The sequence below is a fragment of the Roseateles sp. genome, from assembly GCF_047654805.1.
In the GTDB taxonomy this organism is placed as follows: domain Bacteria; phylum Pseudomonadota; class Gammaproteobacteria; order Burkholderiales; family Burkholderiaceae_C; genus Pelomonas.
In genome coordinates this window covers 1557084-1572707 of the sequence record NZ_JASGIV010000001.1, presented here as the reverse complement: position 1 = coordinate 1572707, position 15624 = coordinate 1557084, and the positions used below count along the sequence as shown (strand labels likewise).

Genomic DNA, 15624 nt, shown 5'->3' with positions numbered 1-15624 from the left:
CTGCGGCATGGGCCGTTTACTTCTCGATGGCGTAGCGGCCACCCTTGGTGACGCTGACGATGGCGGTCTGGTCGGCGTCGTAGCCTGCCGGCTTGCCGGCCTTGTCCAGCGCGCGGCGGAACGCGAAGCCACCGGTTGCACCGGTCCATTTCACGGCGGGCAGCGCCTCGCGCAACGCAGCACGGTCCTTGGCGAGATTGCCGCTGAGCTTGACCTTCTTCAGCGCCTGCGCGGTGATGTACATCGCGTCGTAGGCCTGGGCGGCAAACTGGTCAGGGGCCGACTTGTGCTGCTTGGTGTAGGCGACGATGAAGGCGCCGTTCTCCTTGGTCTGGTTCTCGATGGACCAGGGCGAACCGATCCACAGGCCGTCGGACGCGCCCTTGGCCAGCTCGAACACCTTCACGGAGTTCATGCCGTTGCCGCCGATGACCGGCACGTTCAGGCCCAGTTGGCGCGCCTGCACCATGACCGGCGCGCCTTCGGCGATCAGCGCTGACAGCACCAGCGCATCAGGGTTGCTGGCCTTGATCTTGGTCAGTTGCGCCTTGAAGTCCACATCGCCCTTGGCGAAGGTCTCGGTCGTCGTGACGGCGATCTTCTGCGCGTCCAGCGCCTTCTTGAAGTTGTCGTAGCCGCTCTTGGTGAAGACGTCGTCGTTGCCGTACAGCACGGCGACCTTCTTGATGCCCAGTTTCTTCACGGCGGTAGACAGCGTCACCGGCAGCACGTCGGCCTCGGTGACCGAGTTGCGGAAGACATGGTCGCCGATGGACGTGATGCCATCGGCCGTATTGGACGTGCCGAACACCACCGTCTTGGCTGCCTGCGCGATCGGGTCGGCGGCCTGTGCGGAATTGGACAGCGTGGGGCCGAACAGCATCAGCACCTTGTCCTGGAAGATCAGCTTCTTGAAGGCGTTGATCGCCTCTTCCTTCTTGCCCTGCTCGTCCTCGACGACCAGCACCAGCTTGTTGCCGTTGATGCCACCGGCCGCGTTGATCTCGTCAGCGGCCAGCTGGAAGCCGTTGCGGATGCTCTGGCCGTACTGGGCAGCCCCACCCGACAGGGCCTCCGCGACGCCAAGCTTGATATCGGCGGCCTGGGCGACGCCGGCCAGCGCGATGAAGGCGGCGGCGGCCAGCGGCTTGAGGGTGCGAATGATCATCTCCAGAGCTCCTGTTGTCGGTTTTCGATGATAGTCAGTTGCCGGCCAGCTTCATGCCCGTGACGAGCATGGAGCCGACTGTCTTGGTGCCCATCGTGTACTCGTCGGCACCGATGCCGACGATGTTGCGCAGCATGTCCTTCAGATTGCCGGCAATGGTCACTTCATGAACCGGATAGGCAATCTCGCCGTTCTCGACCCAGTAGCCGCTGGCGCCGCGCGAGTAGTCGCCGGTCACGTAGTTGACGCCCTGCCCCATCAGCTCGGTGACAAGCAGGCCGCGGCCCAGGCGCCTCACCATGGTGGCGAGATCGTCGCCGGGCGCCGTCGCCCGGCTGGTCATGCGCAGGTTGTGCGAGCCACCGGCGTGGCCGGTGGTCTGCATGCCCAGCTTGCGCGCCGAGTAGCTGGACAGGAAGTAGCCCTGCAGCACCCCGCCCTGCACGACCGAGCGGGCGCGCGTGACGACGCCTTCATCGTCGAACGGCGAACTGCCCTTGCCCTTCCTCACATGCGGGTCCTCGGCAATGTCGATGTGGGCCGCCGTGACCGGCTGGCCCAGGCTGTCGAGCAGGAAGCTGGTACGACGGTACAGCGCGCCGCCGCTGGTGGCCTGCACCAGCGCGCCCAGCAAGCCGATGGCAACTGTGCTCTCGAACAGCACCGGCACCTCGGCCGTGGCCACCTTGCGCGCCTTCAGGCGCGACAGCGCGCGTTCCGACGCATAGCGGCCTACCGCTTCAGCAGAAGCCAGGTCTGCCGCGTCGCGCATGGAGCTGTACCAGGCATCGCGCTGCATGTCGTTGCCCCGGCCGGCGATCGGCGCGACCGAGATCGAATGCCGCGAACTGGCGTAGCCGCCGCGAAAGCCACGCGTGTTGCCCATCCAGAAATGCGATTGCTGGGCCGACACGGCCGCGCCCTCGCTGTTGGTGATGCGCTTGTCCACGCCCAGCGCCGCTGCCTCGCAGCGCAGCGCGATCTCCGCAGCCTGGGCGGCATCGACGGCCCATGGGTGGAAGAGATCCAGTTCGGGCCGAGCGGCGGCATCAAGCGCCAGATCGGCCGCGTCAGGCAGACCGGCGAACTCGTCCTCGGCCGTGAAGCGGGCGATGTCATAGGCCGCCCGCACCGTGTCGCGGATGGCCTGGGGAGAGAAGTCCGACGTGCTGGCATTGCCGCGACGCTGCCCCAGATAGACCGAGATGCCCAGCGACTTGTCGCGGTTGCGCTCGACGTTCTCCAGTTGGCCCAGCCGGGCCGACACCGACAGGCCGCAGCCCTCGGACACCTCCGCGCCGGCGTCGCTCGCACCGAGCCTCTTCGCCTCGGACAAGGCGTCCTCTATCCATTGCTGGAATTGCTCGGGGCTATAGGCGAAACCGTCTTTGGCTTGGGACATGGAAAGCACTGAATTCGAGTGGGCGACAATCATAAGAGTCTGCTCACAGCCAGTTCATAGCGCCGTTGCCCCGCAAGGATGTTGGATGCGAGGCGCAAACCGCAGTCGGGTTCGCTGCCCGGTGACGATTTGCAACGCCGCAGACGCCGCACTGCGGGGCAGCCCGCAGGGCAAGGCACCCCTGGGCCACACTCGTTGTTGCCCGCGTGGGATGCGTTGCGGGCGCCATGAACTGGCTGTGAGCAGACACCCCTCGCCTGATCACGGCCCCCAATGCAAGAAAACATTCCCGAATTCGAAGACGACGACGACTTCGACCGCCCAAGCAAGAGCCAGCTCAAGCGCGACATGACCGCGCTGCAAAAGCTCGGCGAAGAGCTGCTCGCCCTGCCCGAGTCACGGTGGGAGCCGCTGGCCCTGCCCGAGATCCTGAGCGACGCCCTGAAGGCCGCAAAGAAGATCACCAACTTCGAGGGCAAGCGCCGCCAGATGCAGTACATCGGCAAGCTGATGCGCAAGATCGATCCCGAGCCCGTCCGCGAGGCCGTTGCCGCGTTCAAGCTGGGTCACGCGCAGGACAGCCTCAGGCTGCACCAGTCCGAGCGCTGGCGCGAGCGCCTGTTGTCCAGCGACGATGCTCTGCAGGAGTTCCTTGCAGAGCATGCCGACGTGGACATCCAGCAGTTGCGCAACCTCGTGCGCGCGGCGCGCAAGGATGCCTCCGGCGCCCCCGAGAAGCGCAACGGCCGCGCCTTTCGCGAGCTGTTCCAGTTCATCAAGGCCAGCGAGGCCGTTGCCGACAATGAGTGATCCGGTACGCATCGGCATCGTCTCCATCAGTGACCGCGCATCCAGCGGCGTCTATGAGGACAAGGGTCTGCCGGCGCTCAAGGACTGGCTGACGGGCGCGCTGCGCAATCCCATCACGTTCGTGCCGCGGCTGATCCCCGACGAGCAGGCCGGCATCTCGGCAGCCCTGGTTGAACTGGTCGACGCCGAGCGTTGCGACCTCGTGCTGACGACCGGCGGCACCGGCCCTGCGCCGCGCGACGTGACGCCGGAGGCAACACTGGCCGTGGCGGACCGGGTGATGCCAGGCTTCGGCGAACAGATGCGGCAGATCTCGCTGCATTTCGTGCCGACGGCCATCCTGTCGCGCCAGGTCGCCGTCATCCGCGGGCAGGCGTTGATCATCAACCTGCCCGGCCAGCCCAAGGCCATCGCCGAAACGCTTGCCGGCCACGAGAACGCAAGTGGCATCTTCGCAGCCGTGCCCTACTGCATCGACCTGATCGGTGGGCCCTATCTGGAAACCCACGACGACGTCTGCAAGGCCTTCCGGCCCAAGAGCGCGCAACGGCCCAGCACCTAGCCCAGCGCTTCAGGCGCGGCACGAGGCCTTGCATGAGCCGTCGGGACGGTGCTCCGGGCTGCTGAGGTGTTGTCCGACGTCGCCGAAGCCGTGATGCCGACATGGTCCCCATGAGCGGATTCCTAAGCTGAACAGCGTGGCAGCGGCCCCTTGGCGGGCGCAACGCGGCCACCCGTCAAGCCAAAGGAGATCCCCATGACGAAGCAAATCCGCACCTCTCGCCTGCTGTGCACCCTTGCGCTGATCGGCCTTGCCGGCAGCGCCTCGGCCAATCTCGCCAAGCCCGTCTACACGAGCGCCAAGGACGAGGTGAAGGCCATGTTCAAGGCCGATCGCGACAAGTGCGACTCGCTGGCGGGCAACGCCAAGGACGTCTGTGTCGAGCGCGCCAAGGGCCAGGAGACCGTGGCACTGGCCAACCTCGAGTACCAATACACCGGCAAGGAAAAGGATCGCAACCGCTACCTGGAGTCGCGCTTCGAGGCCCGCTACAAGCTGGCCAAGGAGATGTGTGACGACAAGTCAGGCAATGCCAAGGATGTCTGCATCGCCGAAGCCAAGGCCGAGCGCGACAAAGCCAAGGCCGACCTGAAGGCCAACAAGGCAGTCCTCGAAGCCGAGTCCGACGCGCTGGATGCCAAGCTCAAGGCCGACTACAAGGTCGCCAACGAGCGTTGCGATGCGCTGGCCGGCGACGCCAAGGACAGCTGCAGGGCCAGCGCCAAGGCGCGCTACTTCCAGTGACACCCGGTCGCCGGCCAGCCGCCGCCGATCGATGAACGCCGGCCCGTCTTCAGGCGGGCCGGCATTCTTCGGATGCCTCAGCGCGGTGCGGCAGCGGGCGTCTCGGCTTGCGGGCGCGGCACGCCATCGGCCACGGTGACCACGCGAGCCGGCTGAGGCAGCACCAGCCGGTTGTCCACGCCACGCACTCCCTGAGGGGCGCCGGCCAGTACGGTTGCGCGCTCCCGGGCGACGGTGTCTGGCGCCGGGCCATCCAGGCGCACGACACCTCGCTGGGTACTGACGTCGATGCGCACTGCGCTCAGCGCCGGGTCAGCAGCCAGTGCGGTCTTGACCTTGAGGCTGATCGCGCCGTCATCGATGGCCGTGCCGACGCCATCCAGCGCCTGACGCGATGCCTGGACGGCGGCCTGCCGAGAATCGACGACGCTGCGGCCCACCTGGCCGCCCATGCCACGGACCTGGTTCACCGCATCGTCCAGCTGGGTCCCCAGGCTGCGCGGGTCCTGCAGGTTGGCGATCGCCAGCACCGCGAGGGCCGCACCCAGGCCCAAGGCAATGAACCAGCTCCCCGCACGTGCGTGACGTCGCGGCCTGTCGCTGTCCAACTGGCGTGGGGGCGCAGGCGGCGGCTCCGCCGGCTGGCCGTAAGGAGGCAAGTGATCGCGCCAGTCTCCAGCGCGGGGGCTTGCAGCGGGTCTCATGTCGGTCTCCTGATCGGCCTGGCAGGCCTCGCGCAGCAAGTGTGGGCTGCCATCGCGCCATCGCCCGTCGGCGGGCGCAGGCCAGCGCTGTAGGAACACGCGCCGCGGCGCGGGCGCATACATGCGGCCCTCCCCTTGTCCGATAGGGACCGGCGGATCCCGCCGACACGGGCGGCGGCCTCAATCGACCAACATGTACTCCATCACGCTGAAGCTGCGTCGCGCCATGAAGTCCCGCCTGATCATCCCGCTTCTGATCCTGGTCACGGCAACTGAGGTCGATGCCCAGGGCCTGACCGCCTCGCACGGTGGCATGGGCCTGGCAGGCCAGGCCATCGGCCTCACCGCGGCCCCCGACCCCGATCTGAACTGGCGTGATCCGCTGTGGCTGGGCCGACAGCGCGATCGCTCACGCCTGCGCTACCAGTTGGGTCTTGAGCAGCAGCTTCGTTCGCCGGTGCAGTTCGGCCCGCAGGCAGCCGTGCGCGAGGCACTTTGGGCGGGGGTGAGCTACGACATCACGCGCAAGTTCAGCGGGGGCCTGGAGACGCCAGTCTGGCAGCGTGACACGGGATGGGCCTCCCGCATGTCCTTCGAGAAGCCCAAGGGCGAAGGCTTGGCGGGTTTGCGCGGCGCCTTCTCCTATCAGCTGACACCGCAAAGCCGCCTGACGTTGCGGCCCCAGGCGCGACGCGTCATGCTCAGCTACTCGGCGACCTGGTGAGCGCCTGGTGGGGATTTGATGAGCGGCTAGGCAGTCCGCGACTGCTCTTCGCAACCGCAGAGGCCGGAAAGAGCGGCGCAGTAGCTGATCAGCTCATCGAGCTGGCGAGACTTGTCGAACACGCGCTCGGCGCCCAGGCTCGCACAGCGCCGGCGCATCTCGGCGGTGGCGTAGCTGGTAAGCACAATACGCCGCGCTGCCACACCCAGGCGCTGGGCGGCGCTCAACACGCCAAGCCCGCTGCCGGCATCAAGCAAGACGTCGACGATGACCACGTCAGCATGACTGGCTGCCGCGCCGCTCATCCAGTCCACGGCCGATGCTTCGTCAGCCGCACAGCCGATGACCTCGACGCGGGCCAGTTCCTGCAGCGTGCCCGCGAGGTTCTCCCGGATCACCGGGCTGTTCTCGACGATGAACGTGCGCACTGCGGGCATGTCGGCCTCGGCTTCAGGCACGCGCCATCCAGTCCTTCAGCTCGTCAGCATGCTCTTCCTCGTCGGCCAGGATGTCCTCCAGCAGACGCCGGGTGGTGGAATCCTTGTCGCCAACGAGGCCGATCATCTGTCGGTAGCTCTCGACCGCCACGCGCTCGGCGATGAGGTTGGACTTGATCATGGCCTTGAGATCGCCGGCCTCGTCGTAGTCGGCGTGCCCACGCTCCAGCAGGCCAGCCGGATTGAAGTCCGGCTTGCCGCCGAGCTGCACGATGCGCTGGGCAAGACGGTCCGCATGGCCCAGCTCCGCATTGGCATGGACGAGGAACTCCTCGGCGATGCGCGGCGACTCCAGGCCATCGGCCATGAAGTGATGGCGTCGATAGCGCAGCACACAGATCAACTCGGTGGCCAGCGCGCCGTTGAGCAGTCCGACGATGTCGTCGCGCCAGGGCCCGTAGGCTGGCGTGACCGCACCCTCGTCGAGATGCTTGCGCGCCGCATCCAGCCCCGCCTCGTCCAGTGCCAGTGGGCTGCGGTTCTCATCCATTGCGCGCCACCACGAGCTGGTTGTCCACCGACTTGACGCCGTTCACGGCCGAGGCCAGGGTCGTCGCGCGAGCCTGGGAGCCGGCATCGGGCGCCGTGCCGGTCAAGGTCACGCGGCCGTCTTCGGCGCGGACATCGATCTTGGTCGCCTTGAGCCGGTCGTCCGCCATCAACGCGGCATTGATCTTCGTGACGATGGCCGCATCGCTCACGGCTTCCGAGGCCGCCGCGGTGGTGTCCTTCAGCTTGTTCTCGGCCTTGTCCACCGCCTGGCTGGCTTCAGCTTTGGCGTCGGCACCGGCCTGCTTGGCTTCCGCGATCGCACCGTCCAGCTTCTGGCCGGCCGTGCGGTCGTCCTGCTGCTTGCCGCATGCGGCCAGGGCGGCGGCCAGGGCCAGGGCGCCGATCAGCGGTGCGCGGGAGAGGTTGTTGCGGTTCATCATGCGTCCTTTCTTCATCGCGGGAAGCTCGGGGTTGTCGATGTACCAAGTGTTGCGGCTGCGCGCCCAGCATGGTGTTGGCCGCCACGCCGATCGCCTGTCGGACGGCGCCGACTCGCTGCTCCGGAGGCAGGGCGGGGTCTTGCACCGTCCCTCCACCGGCCCGGCAGTCCACATGAACGGAGTTCGCGGAACCCTCAGGCCGAGTGCTGCCGGACGGTCGGCCGAGATCACGTAGGACAAGACGCGGGACATGCCGCTTGTAGGACTGCGCTGATCGCGCGACGTACCTGCGGTTGCTAGGCTTTACCCATCCGCAGCAAATGATTCGGAGCGCAACATGATCCGTATTGGCATCGTCGACGATCACGCCATCGTTCGGTCCGGCCTGCGACAGTTCCTCAGCGAGAACGTCGACCTGCGTATTACCGGTGAGGCCGGCAACGGACGCGATGCGCTGGAGCTTGCGCGAGGGGGCGAGGTGGACGTGATGCTGATGGACATCTCCATGCCCGGCCAGAGCGGCGTGGATGCCTTGTCAGCCATCAAGACACGCTTCCCCGATCTGCCAGTCCTCATCCTCAGCGGCTTCCCGGAAACGCACTACGCGACCGCACTGCTGCGCCAGGGCGCAAGTGGCTACCTGAACAAGGAGTGCGACCCCGAAGAGATCGCCAACGCCATCCGTACCGTGGCGCGCGGGCGGCGCTACATCAGCCCCCAGGTGGCCGAACTGCTGGCCGACGGCGTGGCAGGCGGAGCCAGCGACCGCCCCCCGCACGAATCGCTGTCAGAGCGCGAACTGCAGGTCTTCCTTCGACTGGCCAAGGGCGAGACGGTGGGTGACATGGCCAAGGCCATGTTCCTGAGCGTCAAGACCGTCAGCACCTACCGCACCCGTGTGCTTGAGAAGATCAAGCTCGCCACCAACAGCGACCTGACCTATTACGCGCTCAAGAACGGCCTCATCCAATGACGCGGAGCGCCACGGCACGGCTTCAACCGGCCTGAAGCCCCCCTGCGGAGGCCCAACCGCCGAGCCATCCTGGCTTGAGGCTTCATTACTTCTTCTTATTCTTCGCCTTGTCGTAATGCCACTTGATGGCGAAGAACATGCCCACGCCGAACACGACTGCCTTGAACGTACCAAAGACTATAGGAACCCATTCCATCGTTCGAGTATTTCAGCTGTTACTAGACACCATCTATCGTGAGGATCGCGGCTGAACCGCCCGTCCTCAAGGGCTCAGGGCATGGACGGCGACACTGGCCAGCGTCCAGACCACAACACCGAACAGAGCCGCGATCAAAAGCCCTGCGGCAATCAAGGCACCTGGATTGACCCGCGCCTGTTCCTCGTCGGCACCTGCGCGCCGGCGAATGCCGAAAAAGCTCCACAAGATCATCCGGACGTAGCTCAACACGGGCATTGGCGGCCTCTCTTCCGAGTCGGCACTATGCGCTTGACGGCGCCACAAATACAGATCCAGTTTCTGATAAAAAAACCAGATCAGATCTCTGCGAGAGCGGGATTTCTCAGCAGCCTGGCTCATGCCAATACAGTGCGCCTGTTCCGCGTCGCAGACCATATCAGTGCCCCGCGTCATGAAGCGCTACGAAATCCTTGCCGATGATCTGGCTGCGTCCATCGCCGCGGGACAATTGCGCCCTGGAGATCGCCTCCCCTCGGTCCGAGGAGCTAGCAAGGATCGGGGCGTCAGCCCGTCGACCATCTTCGAGGCCTACTACCTGCTGGAGGCGCGTGGCCTGATCGAAGCCCGGCCGCGGTCCGGCTACTTCGTGAGCCAGGCGGCGATCCCGCACCCGGAACCCGGATCGTCGGCCCCGCGGGCAGAAGAGCGCAGCGTCGAAGTCTCGGAGCTGGTGTTCCAGGTGCTCGGGCTGTCGCGCAACCGGGCCGTCGTGCCGCTTGGCTCGGCATTCCCGAGCCCGACCCTGTTCCCCCTCGACAAGCTGGCACTGGCGCTGGGCAAAGCCGCGCGCGGACTCGACCCGTGGCGCACCGTCGAAGACTTGTCACCGGGCAGCGCCGAACTGAGGCGCCAGATCGGCCTGCGCTACCTCGGCGCCGGCTGCAAGGTCGATGTGGACGAGCTCGTCGTGACCAACGGCGCGATGGAGGCCTTGAACCTGTGCCTGGAGGCAGTCACGAAGCCCGGCGACCTGGTCGCCATCGAGTCGCCGACTTTCTATGGTGCCTTACAGGCGCTGGAGCGACGTGGGCTCAAGGCCGTCGAGGTGGCGACCCATGCGCGCACCGGCGTCGACGTGTCCGCGCTGGCGGCCGTCATCGAGCGCCATCCCGTCAAGGCGTGCTGGCTGATGCCGAATTTCCAGAACCCCTTGGGCAGCCTCATGCCCGACGCGGCAAGGGCAGCGCTGGTTACGCTGCTTGCCGAGCGCCAGATTCCGCTCATTGAAGATGACGTCTACGGCGAGCTGTACTTTGGCGCGCGCCCCCGGCCCGCCAAGGCCTGGGACAAAGCCGGCCTCGTACTGCACTGCAGCTCGTTCTCCAAGTCACTGGCACCGGGCTTCCGCGTCGGCTGGGCGGCAGCAGGCCGGTTTGCCCGCGACGTGAGCCGTCGCAAGCTCATGAGTTCATTGGCAACTCCCGTGCCGATGCAAGAAGGCCTGAGCGAGTACCTCCGGCGGGGCGGCTACGACCGGCACCTGCGGCAGCTTCGTCAGGCGCTCGTCACGAACCGTCAAGCCGTGCTGAGGACCATCGCCAAGTGCTTCCCTGAGGGCACTCGCGTCACCCAGCCTGAGGGCGGCTACTTCGTCTGGGTTGAGTTGCCATCGAACATCGACGCGCTAGAACTGCACAAGGTCGCCCTGTCGCACGAGATCAGTATCGCGCCAGGCCATCTGTTCTCGTCCGACCACCGTTTCACGCATCACCTGAGGCTCAACTTCGGGCACCCTGACAACCAGCAGGTTCAGAGCGCCCTGCGGACTCTAGGCCGGATTGCAAATGCGCTCGTGCACCAGGCAAGCGTCGATCAATGGCTGGTTTGAACGATGAGCACCCGCTCCTCTGCACGTCAGTTGCACGGCATTTCTTCCCGCGGCCTGCATGCAAGGCGAGGGTCGGGCGCAGGCGACGCCATCCGCGTGGGTCGCCCAGGCAAGCTGCCAGGCCGCCGGGTGCATGACCGCCGGTGTCATCGCGCCAAAAACGCACAAAACGCCTTGGATTGCTCCAAGGCGTTTTGTTCTGCAGCCCTCGTCAGCCGTTCCGAGCGGGCCGGCCACGGGAGCGTTGCGGCTCCGCTGGCCGGAGCTCAGCGGCCGATGTTCAACGGCGACATGGACATGTAGGCGCGCGACTGGACAGCGATGCGACGCTCCAGATCGGCGTGGTCGATGGCGTCGGACAGGTAGCGCTCTTCAATGTCGGTCTGGGTTTCCACGCTCAAAGCGCTACGCAGCGAATGCAGGAGGTTCTGGATCAGGCTCATGATGTTCCGGGCTCGTGGCCCATCTCTTTCACTAGGGCAAACCCGATTATAGGGTAAACACCCGTATCAACTCAAGACCCAGGCGAGCGGTCTCAGCCCGCCTCCAGCGCCAGCCCGGCCTCGGTCCAGGCATCGATGCCCCCGCGCAGCACGCGGGCCTGACGTCCCCGCTGCTTGAGCCATTGGGCGGCCCTGACCGCGGAGGCATCGTTGGGGCAGGCGCAGAACGTGATGTATTCGCCCGCCAGCGGCCATCCGTCCAGTGCCGCGTCGCCCAGGGCGGAAAGATCAAGATGGCGCGCACCAGGGATGCGGTTGCTCAGCGGCATGGCCTCCGACATGGCACGCACGTCGACGAGGAAAACGTCCTGGCGCTGGCGCAGCAGCGAGGCCACGTCGGCCGGCGCCAGCCGCTCGAACCGGTTCAGCTCGCGGCGCACCATGGCGCGCCGCCACAGCCGCCAGGCCAGGTATCCAGCCACGGCTGCAAGGGCCAGCAGCACGGCAGCGGCGCCCAGGCTGCTGAGCATGCGCAGCAGGGCGTCAATCTGCGCATGGAAGAGCCGGCCCACCGTGATTGCCACGCCGGCCCATAGCGCCGAACCGAGCAGGTTCCAGCCCAGGAAGCGCCGCACCGACATGCCCAGCGCCCCCGCCAGCGGAGGCGCCAGGATGGACAGGCCCGGCACGAACTTGGCGATCACCAGCGTCAACACGCCGCGGCGGGCGAAGCTGGCCTCGTTCTGCCGCACGCAACTGTCCGGCGAGATGGAGATGCGGCACAGCGTGGCCAGCACCCGCCGCCCAAGGCGGCGCCCGGCCCAGAACCACAGCGCATTGGCCGACTGCGCCGCCAGCGCGGCGGCCACGAACGCTTGCAGCGCAAAGCCCTGGCGCTGCGCCGACTCGACGCCCGCCAGCAGAAGCACGGGCGTCGACGGCAGCGGTGCGCCGAACTGCTCCAGCAGCACGGCCAGAGCCACGGCCAGCAGGCCGTGGCGGGAGAAGAGATCGGTCAGCAAGTCCATGGCGTCGTGTCGAGCCAGCATAGTGCGCCTGCCTTGGCCTCGCAGCGACATGCCCATCGTGATGTAGTCGAGTACATTGCGAATCATGCCCTCTGAACTCTGGACCCAGTTCGACGCCGCGCCACTGGCGCTGACGCTGCGCGTGGCCATCGTCGCCACGCTGCTGGCGCTGGTCCTGGGCCTGGCGCTGGGCTGGGTGTTCGCCCGTACCCGGCTGCCGGGCCGTGGGGTGCTGGAGGCCGTCTGCATGCTGCCGCTGGTGCTGCCGCCAACGGTGCTGGGCTACGGCATCCTGGTGCTGATGGGCAGGCGCAGCGCGCTGGGATCCTGGCTGCGCGAGCACTTCGACTACACGGTCATCTTCAACTGGCATGGCGCCGTCATCGCGTCCACGCTGGTCGCGCTGCCGCTGGTACTCAAGGGCGCCAGCAGCGCCTTCTCGCAGGTGGACCGCAACCTGGAGGCTGCGGCGAGAACGCTGCGCCAGTCAGGCTGGAGCACCTTCCTGCGCGTGACGCTGCCGCTGGCGTGGCCCGGCATCCTGGCCGGCACGCTGCTGGCCTTCGCCCGCGCCATGGGCGAGTTCGGCGCCTCGCTGATGGTGGCCGGCTCCATCCCCGGCCAGACGCAGACCGCGTCCATGGCCATCTACGACGCCGTACAGGCCGGCCGCGACGACCTGGCCCTCATGCTCGCCCTCATCGTGTCGGCCGTCTCGGTGGCCGTGCTCGTCCTGTCCAACCGCTATCTGCAACGTCCCACGCCATGAAAAAACGCCTGCTGCTCTCGCTCGCCCTCGCTGCCCTGCCGCTGCTCGCCTCGGCCCAGCAACTCACGGTCTCGGCCGCCGCCAGTCTGACGGACGCCTTCAAGGAGATCGCCCCGCGCTTCGAGGCGGCCAAGCCCGGCGCGACGCTGCGCTTCAACTTCGCCGCCTCCGGCGTACTGCTGCAGCAGATCGCGCAGGGTGCACCGGTGGACGTCTTCGTCAGCGCCGACCAGGAGACCATGAACCGAGGAGCGGACCAGAAGCTCGTCGCCGCCGACACGCGCCGCGACTTCGCGGCCAACTCGCTGGTACTGATCACGCCCGCTCAAGGAACACCGGCCGTCGCGGCGCTCGCGGACCTCGGCCGGGCCGAGGTCAAGCGCATCGCCGTCGGCAAGGTCGCCTCCGTGCCGGTCGGCCGCTACACCCAGCAGGCGCTGGAAAGCGCCCAGCTGTGGGCTGCCCTGAGCCCGAAGTTCGTCTTCGCGGACAACGTGCGCCAGGTGCTGGACTACGTCTCGCGCGGCGAAGTCGAGGCCGGCTTCGTCTACCGCACTGACGCCCAGTTGCTGAAGGACAAGGTGCGCATCGCGATGACGGTGGGCGGTCATGCGCCGGTCACCTATCCCGCCGCTGTCGTGGCTGACAGCAAGCAGGCCGCACTGGCGCGTGACTTCGTGGCCTTCCTCGGCAGTGCCGAGGCCCAGGCCATCCTGGCCAAGTACGGTTTCGGCAAGCCTTGATCGACGTCCGCCTCCAGCTCTCGGTCAGCGACGCCCGGCGCCGCTTCGACCTCGACATCGCCTTTGCGACGGAGGCCCCCTTCGTCGCACTCTACGGCCCGTCGGGCGCAGGCAAGTCGCTGACGCTGCAGGCGATGGCCGGGCTGCTGCCGGTGCAGGCAGGCCATGTGCGGCTGAATGGCCGCGCGCTGCTGGACACGGCGGCCGGCGTCAACCTGCCGCCCGAGGCCCGCGGTGTGGGCTACCTGTTCCAGCACTACGCCCTCTTTCCGCACCTCAGCGTGCGAGACAACATCGCCTTTGGCCTGACGAGCTGGCGCCGCCGCCTCAAGGCCCAGGACGCGGCGCGGGTGGACGAGCTGATCGATTCCTTCGGCCTGACGGCGCTGGCGCGCAGCCGGCCGACCACGCTGTCCGGCGGCCAGCAGCAGCGCGTGGCATTGGCGCGGGCGCTGGCTTGCAACCCGCAGGTGCTGCTGCTGGACGAACCCTTCGCTGCACTGCACCCGATGCTGCGCGAGCAGCTGCGCGACGAGTTGCGCGCAGTGCGTGAGCGCTGGGGCATTCCCGCCATCATGATCACGCACGACCTCGACGACGTGGTCGCCCTCGCCCACCGTGCCTATCTGGTCGATGGGGGCCGCGTCACGCGCGAAGTGGACCTCGGCGACAGCCGGGGTCGCGAGCTGCTGCAACCGCAACCGCGCCCCGAGGACGAGCGGCGCCGCCACTGGCTGAAGGCACAACTGACATGAAGATCCTGCTCACCGCATGCATCGCACTGCTGTGCGCCGCCGCCGCCCAGGCCCAGCTGCAGGTGCGGCGCCTGGACGGCAGCGTCGTCACGCTGGAGGCGACCCGCCTCGCCGCGCTGCCGCGCGAGACGATCAGGGCGCAGGCGCACGGCAAGGCCATCGAGGTCGACGCCGTGGATGTGCGCGAGGTGCTTCGCGCTGCAGGGATCGAACCGCCGCAGCAAATCCGTGGCGCAGCACTGCGACAGGTGCTGATGGCCGATGCGCGGGACGGCTATGCCGCGGCGTTCTCCTGGGCCGAGCTGGACCCGGCGCTGGGCGGGCGGCGCGTCTTCCTCGTGCAGGACGCGCATGCCGACGAAGGCCCGCTACGCCTGGTCGTGCCGGCCGACAACCGGCCCGCGCGATGGGTGCGCCAGCTCGACAGCCTGCGGCTCGTCGCGCCGTGAGCGCGCAGGACCGGCCGCTGCTGCAGGGCGAGCTGCGCCTCGCCGGCAGGCTTGACGGCCGCTTCTTCGACCTGCTGGCCGCGCTCGCGCTGACCGGCTCGCTGCAGAAGGCCGCCCGCGTGGCCGGCTACAGCTACAAAGGCGCCTGGCTGGTGCTGGACGCTGCTGCGCTGCTGACGCACACGCCACTGCTGGAGCGCACCACCGGCGGCCACGGAGGAGGAGGCTCGCGGCTGACTGCCGAGGGCCAGGCCCTGCTCGCCGCCTGGCGTGCGCTGCAGGCCCGCCACGAGGCCTTCCTGCGTGAACAGGAAACCTGGCTGGCAACCCAACCCGCGCTCGACGCGCTGCTGAAGAGGATGTCCATGAAAACCACCGCCCGCAACCAGTTCACCGGCACCGTCAAGGCCGTCCAGCCCGGCCCCTCCACCACCTTGGTGCGCATGGCACTGAGCGGCGGCGACCCGGACATCAGCATTTCACTGACGACGCCAGCGGCCGAGGAACTTGGCGTCGCCGTCGGCCAGGAGGCCCTGGCCCTGGTCAAGGCCTCGGAGATCGTGCTCGTCAGCGACTTCGCCGGCTATCGGCTGTCCGCCCGCAACCAGCTGGCCGGCACCATCGCCCGCGTCGAGCGCGGTGCAGTGTCCTCACTCGTCGGCCTGACGCTGCCGGGCGGCACCACAGTGACGGCCAGCGTCACCAACGACGCCGTGGACGCGCTGGGACTGGCTGTTGGTCAGCAGGCCAGTGCCTGCTTCAAGGCATATGCCGTCATGCTGGCCGTGCGGGGATGACGGCATGATTTGCATAAGGAAATAAGAAAACTGTACTTCCTTGAATAAGGGAGCTCGG

The 15624-nt window shown here is 67.3% G+C and carries 20 protein-coding genes; 11 read left to right on the top strand and 9 right to left on the bottom strand.

The window, feature by feature from the left end:
- Nucleotides 1-16: 16 nt before the first annotated feature.
- Both QM732_RS07190 and pmbA read right to left on the bottom strand, forming a co-directional pair.
- Nucleotides 17-1168: an ABC transporter substrate-binding protein gene (locus QM732_RS07190; protein WP_415655495.1), complete on the bottom strand. Its 1152-nt coding sequence runs from the start codon at nt 1166-1168 to the stop codon at nt 17-19.
- A 34-nt stretch (nt 1169-1202) separates the two neighbouring features.
- Nucleotides 1203-2570: a metalloprotease PmbA gene (gene pmbA, locus QM732_RS07185; RefSeq protein ID WP_415655494.1), complete on the bottom strand. Its 1368-nt coding sequence runs from the start codon at nt 2568-2570 to the stop codon at nt 1203-1205.
- 273 nt (nt 2571-2843) lie between these two features.
- Between pmbA and yjgA the strand changes: the two genes are divergently transcribed.
- The 3 genes from yjgA (at nt 2844) to QM732_RS07170 (ending at nt 4686) form a co-directional block, all read left to right on the top strand.
- A complete protein-coding gene (gene yjgA, locus QM732_RS07180) occupies nt 2844-3380 on the top strand; it encodes a ribosome biogenesis factor YjgA (RefSeq protein WP_415655493.1) in 537 nt (178 codons plus the stop codon).
- Nucleotides 3373-3942, top strand: a complete 570-nt coding sequence (gene mog, locus QM732_RS07175) for a molybdopterin adenylyltransferase (RefSeq protein WP_415655492.1) — start codon at nt 3373-3375, stop codon at nt 3940-3942. Before yjgA ends, mog begins: the two co-directional genes overlap by 8 nt.
- Before the next feature lie 195 nt (nt 3943-4137).
- Nucleotides 4138-4686: a hypothetical protein gene (locus QM732_RS07170; RefSeq protein ID WP_415655491.1), complete on the top strand. Its 549-nt coding sequence runs from the start codon at nt 4138-4140 to the stop codon at nt 4684-4686.
- Nucleotides 4687-4763: 77 nt separating this feature from the next.
- Here the strand turns inward: QM732_RS07170 and QM732_RS07165 are convergent, their stop codons facing one another.
- On the bottom strand, nt 4764-5390 hold the full coding sequence (locus tag QM732_RS07165; RefSeq protein WP_415655490.1) for a BON domain-containing protein: 627 nt from the start codon (nt 5388-5390) through the stop codon (nt 4764-4766).
- Between the two features lie 193 nt (nt 5391-5583).
- Here QM732_RS07165 and QM732_RS07160 point away from each other — a divergent pair, with 193 nt between their 5' ends.
- The gene (locus QM732_RS07160) at nt 5584-6114 is read left to right on the top strand and encodes a hypothetical protein (RefSeq protein WP_415655489.1); all 531 of its coding nucleotides are present in this window, start codon (nt 5584-5586) and stop codon (nt 6112-6114) included.
- Between the two features lie 26 nt (nt 6115-6140).
- Here the strand turns inward: QM732_RS07160 and QM732_RS07155 are convergent, their stop codons facing one another.
- The 3 genes from QM732_RS07155 to QM732_RS07145 are packed head-to-tail and all read right to left on the bottom strand — an operon-like array spanning nt 6141 to nt 7558.
- Nucleotides 6141-6572 carry a response regulator transcription factor gene (locus tag QM732_RS07155; protein WP_415655488.1) on the bottom strand — a complete coding sequence of 144 codons (432 nt, stop codon included), beginning with the start codon at nt 6570-6572 and terminating at the stop codon, nt 6141-6143.
- Nucleotides 6565-7101, bottom strand: coding sequence for a ferritin-like domain-containing protein (locus QM732_RS07150; RefSeq protein WP_415655487.1), 537 nt, complete (start codon nt 7099-7101; stop codon nt 6565-6567). The genes QM732_RS07155 and QM732_RS07150 overlap by 8 nt, the downstream gene beginning before the upstream one ends.
- On the bottom strand, nt 7094-7558 hold the full coding sequence (locus QM732_RS07145; protein WP_415655486.1) for a BON domain-containing protein: 465 nt from the start codon (nt 7556-7558) through the stop codon (nt 7094-7096). The genes QM732_RS07150 and QM732_RS07145 overlap by 8 nt, the downstream gene beginning before the upstream one ends.
- 322 nt (nt 7559-7880) lie before the next feature.
- Between QM732_RS07145 and QM732_RS07140 the strand changes: the two genes are divergently transcribed.
- Nucleotides 7881-8516 carry a response regulator gene (locus QM732_RS07140; RefSeq protein WP_415655485.1) on the top strand — a complete coding sequence of 212 codons (636 nt, stop codon included), beginning with the start codon at nt 7881-7883 and terminating at the stop codon, nt 8514-8516.
- Nucleotides 8517-8778: 262 nt separating this feature from the next.
- On the opposite strand, the gene QM732_RS07135 is transcribed toward QM732_RS07140, so the two are convergent.
- The gene (locus tag QM732_RS07135; RefSeq protein ID WP_415655484.1) at nt 8779-9147 is read right to left on the bottom strand and encodes a DUF2970 domain-containing protein; all 369 of its coding nucleotides are present in this window, start codon (nt 9145-9147) and stop codon (nt 8779-8781) included.
- Here QM732_RS07135 and QM732_RS07130 point away from each other — a divergent pair.
- A complete protein-coding gene (locus QM732_RS07130) occupies nt 9146-10582 on the top strand; it encodes a PLP-dependent aminotransferase family protein (protein WP_415655483.1) in 1437 nt (478 codons plus the stop codon). The two genes, QM732_RS07135 and QM732_RS07130, sit on opposite strands and share 2 nt — an antisense overlap.
- Nucleotides 10583-10848: 266 nt before the next feature.
- Here the strand turns inward: QM732_RS07130 and QM732_RS07125 are convergent, their stop codons facing one another.
- Both QM732_RS07125 and QM732_RS07120 read right to left on the bottom strand, forming a co-directional pair.
- Entirely contained in the window at nt 10849-11025 is a 177-nt protein-coding gene (locus tag QM732_RS07125) for a hypothetical protein (RefSeq protein WP_331176587.1), read from the bottom strand.
- Nucleotides 11026-11117: 92 nt separating this feature from the next.
- Nucleotides 11118-12140, bottom strand: a complete 1023-nt coding sequence (locus QM732_RS07120; protein WP_415655482.1) for a VTT domain-containing protein — start codon at nt 12138-12140, stop codon at nt 11118-11120.
- Here QM732_RS07120 and modB point away from each other — a divergent pair.
- Genes modB through QM732_RS07095 form a run of 5 tightly spaced genes read left to right on the top strand, consistent with a single transcriptional unit; the run spans nt 12139 to nt 15566 of the window.
- Nucleotides 12139-12822, top strand: coding sequence for a molybdate ABC transporter permease subunit (gene modB, locus QM732_RS07115; RefSeq protein WP_415655481.1), 684 nt, complete (start codon nt 12139-12141; stop codon nt 12820-12822). The genes QM732_RS07120 and modB overlap by 2 nt on opposite strands.
- Complete coding sequence (modA, locus tag QM732_RS07110) at nt 12819-13565, top strand: molybdate ABC transporter substrate-binding protein (RefSeq protein ID WP_415655480.1); 747 nt, start codon at nt 12819-12821, stop codon at nt 13563-13565. Before modB ends, modA begins: the two co-directional genes overlap by 4 nt.
- Nucleotides 13562-14320, top strand: coding sequence for an ABC transporter ATP-binding protein (locus tag QM732_RS07105; RefSeq protein WP_415655479.1), 759 nt, complete (start codon nt 13562-13564; stop codon nt 14318-14320). The genes modA and QM732_RS07105 overlap by 4 nt, the downstream gene beginning before the upstream one ends.
- On the top strand, nt 14317-14769 hold the full coding sequence (locus QM732_RS07100) for a hypothetical protein (RefSeq protein ID WP_415655478.1): 453 nt from the start codon (nt 14317-14319) through the stop codon (nt 14767-14769). Before QM732_RS07105 ends, QM732_RS07100 begins: the two co-directional genes overlap by 4 nt.
- Nucleotides 14766-15566, top strand: coding sequence for a TOBE domain-containing protein (locus QM732_RS07095; protein WP_415655477.1), 801 nt, complete (start codon nt 14766-14768; stop codon nt 15564-15566). The genes QM732_RS07100 and QM732_RS07095 overlap by 4 nt, the downstream gene beginning before the upstream one ends.
- Nucleotides 15567-15624: the final 58 nt, after the last annotated feature.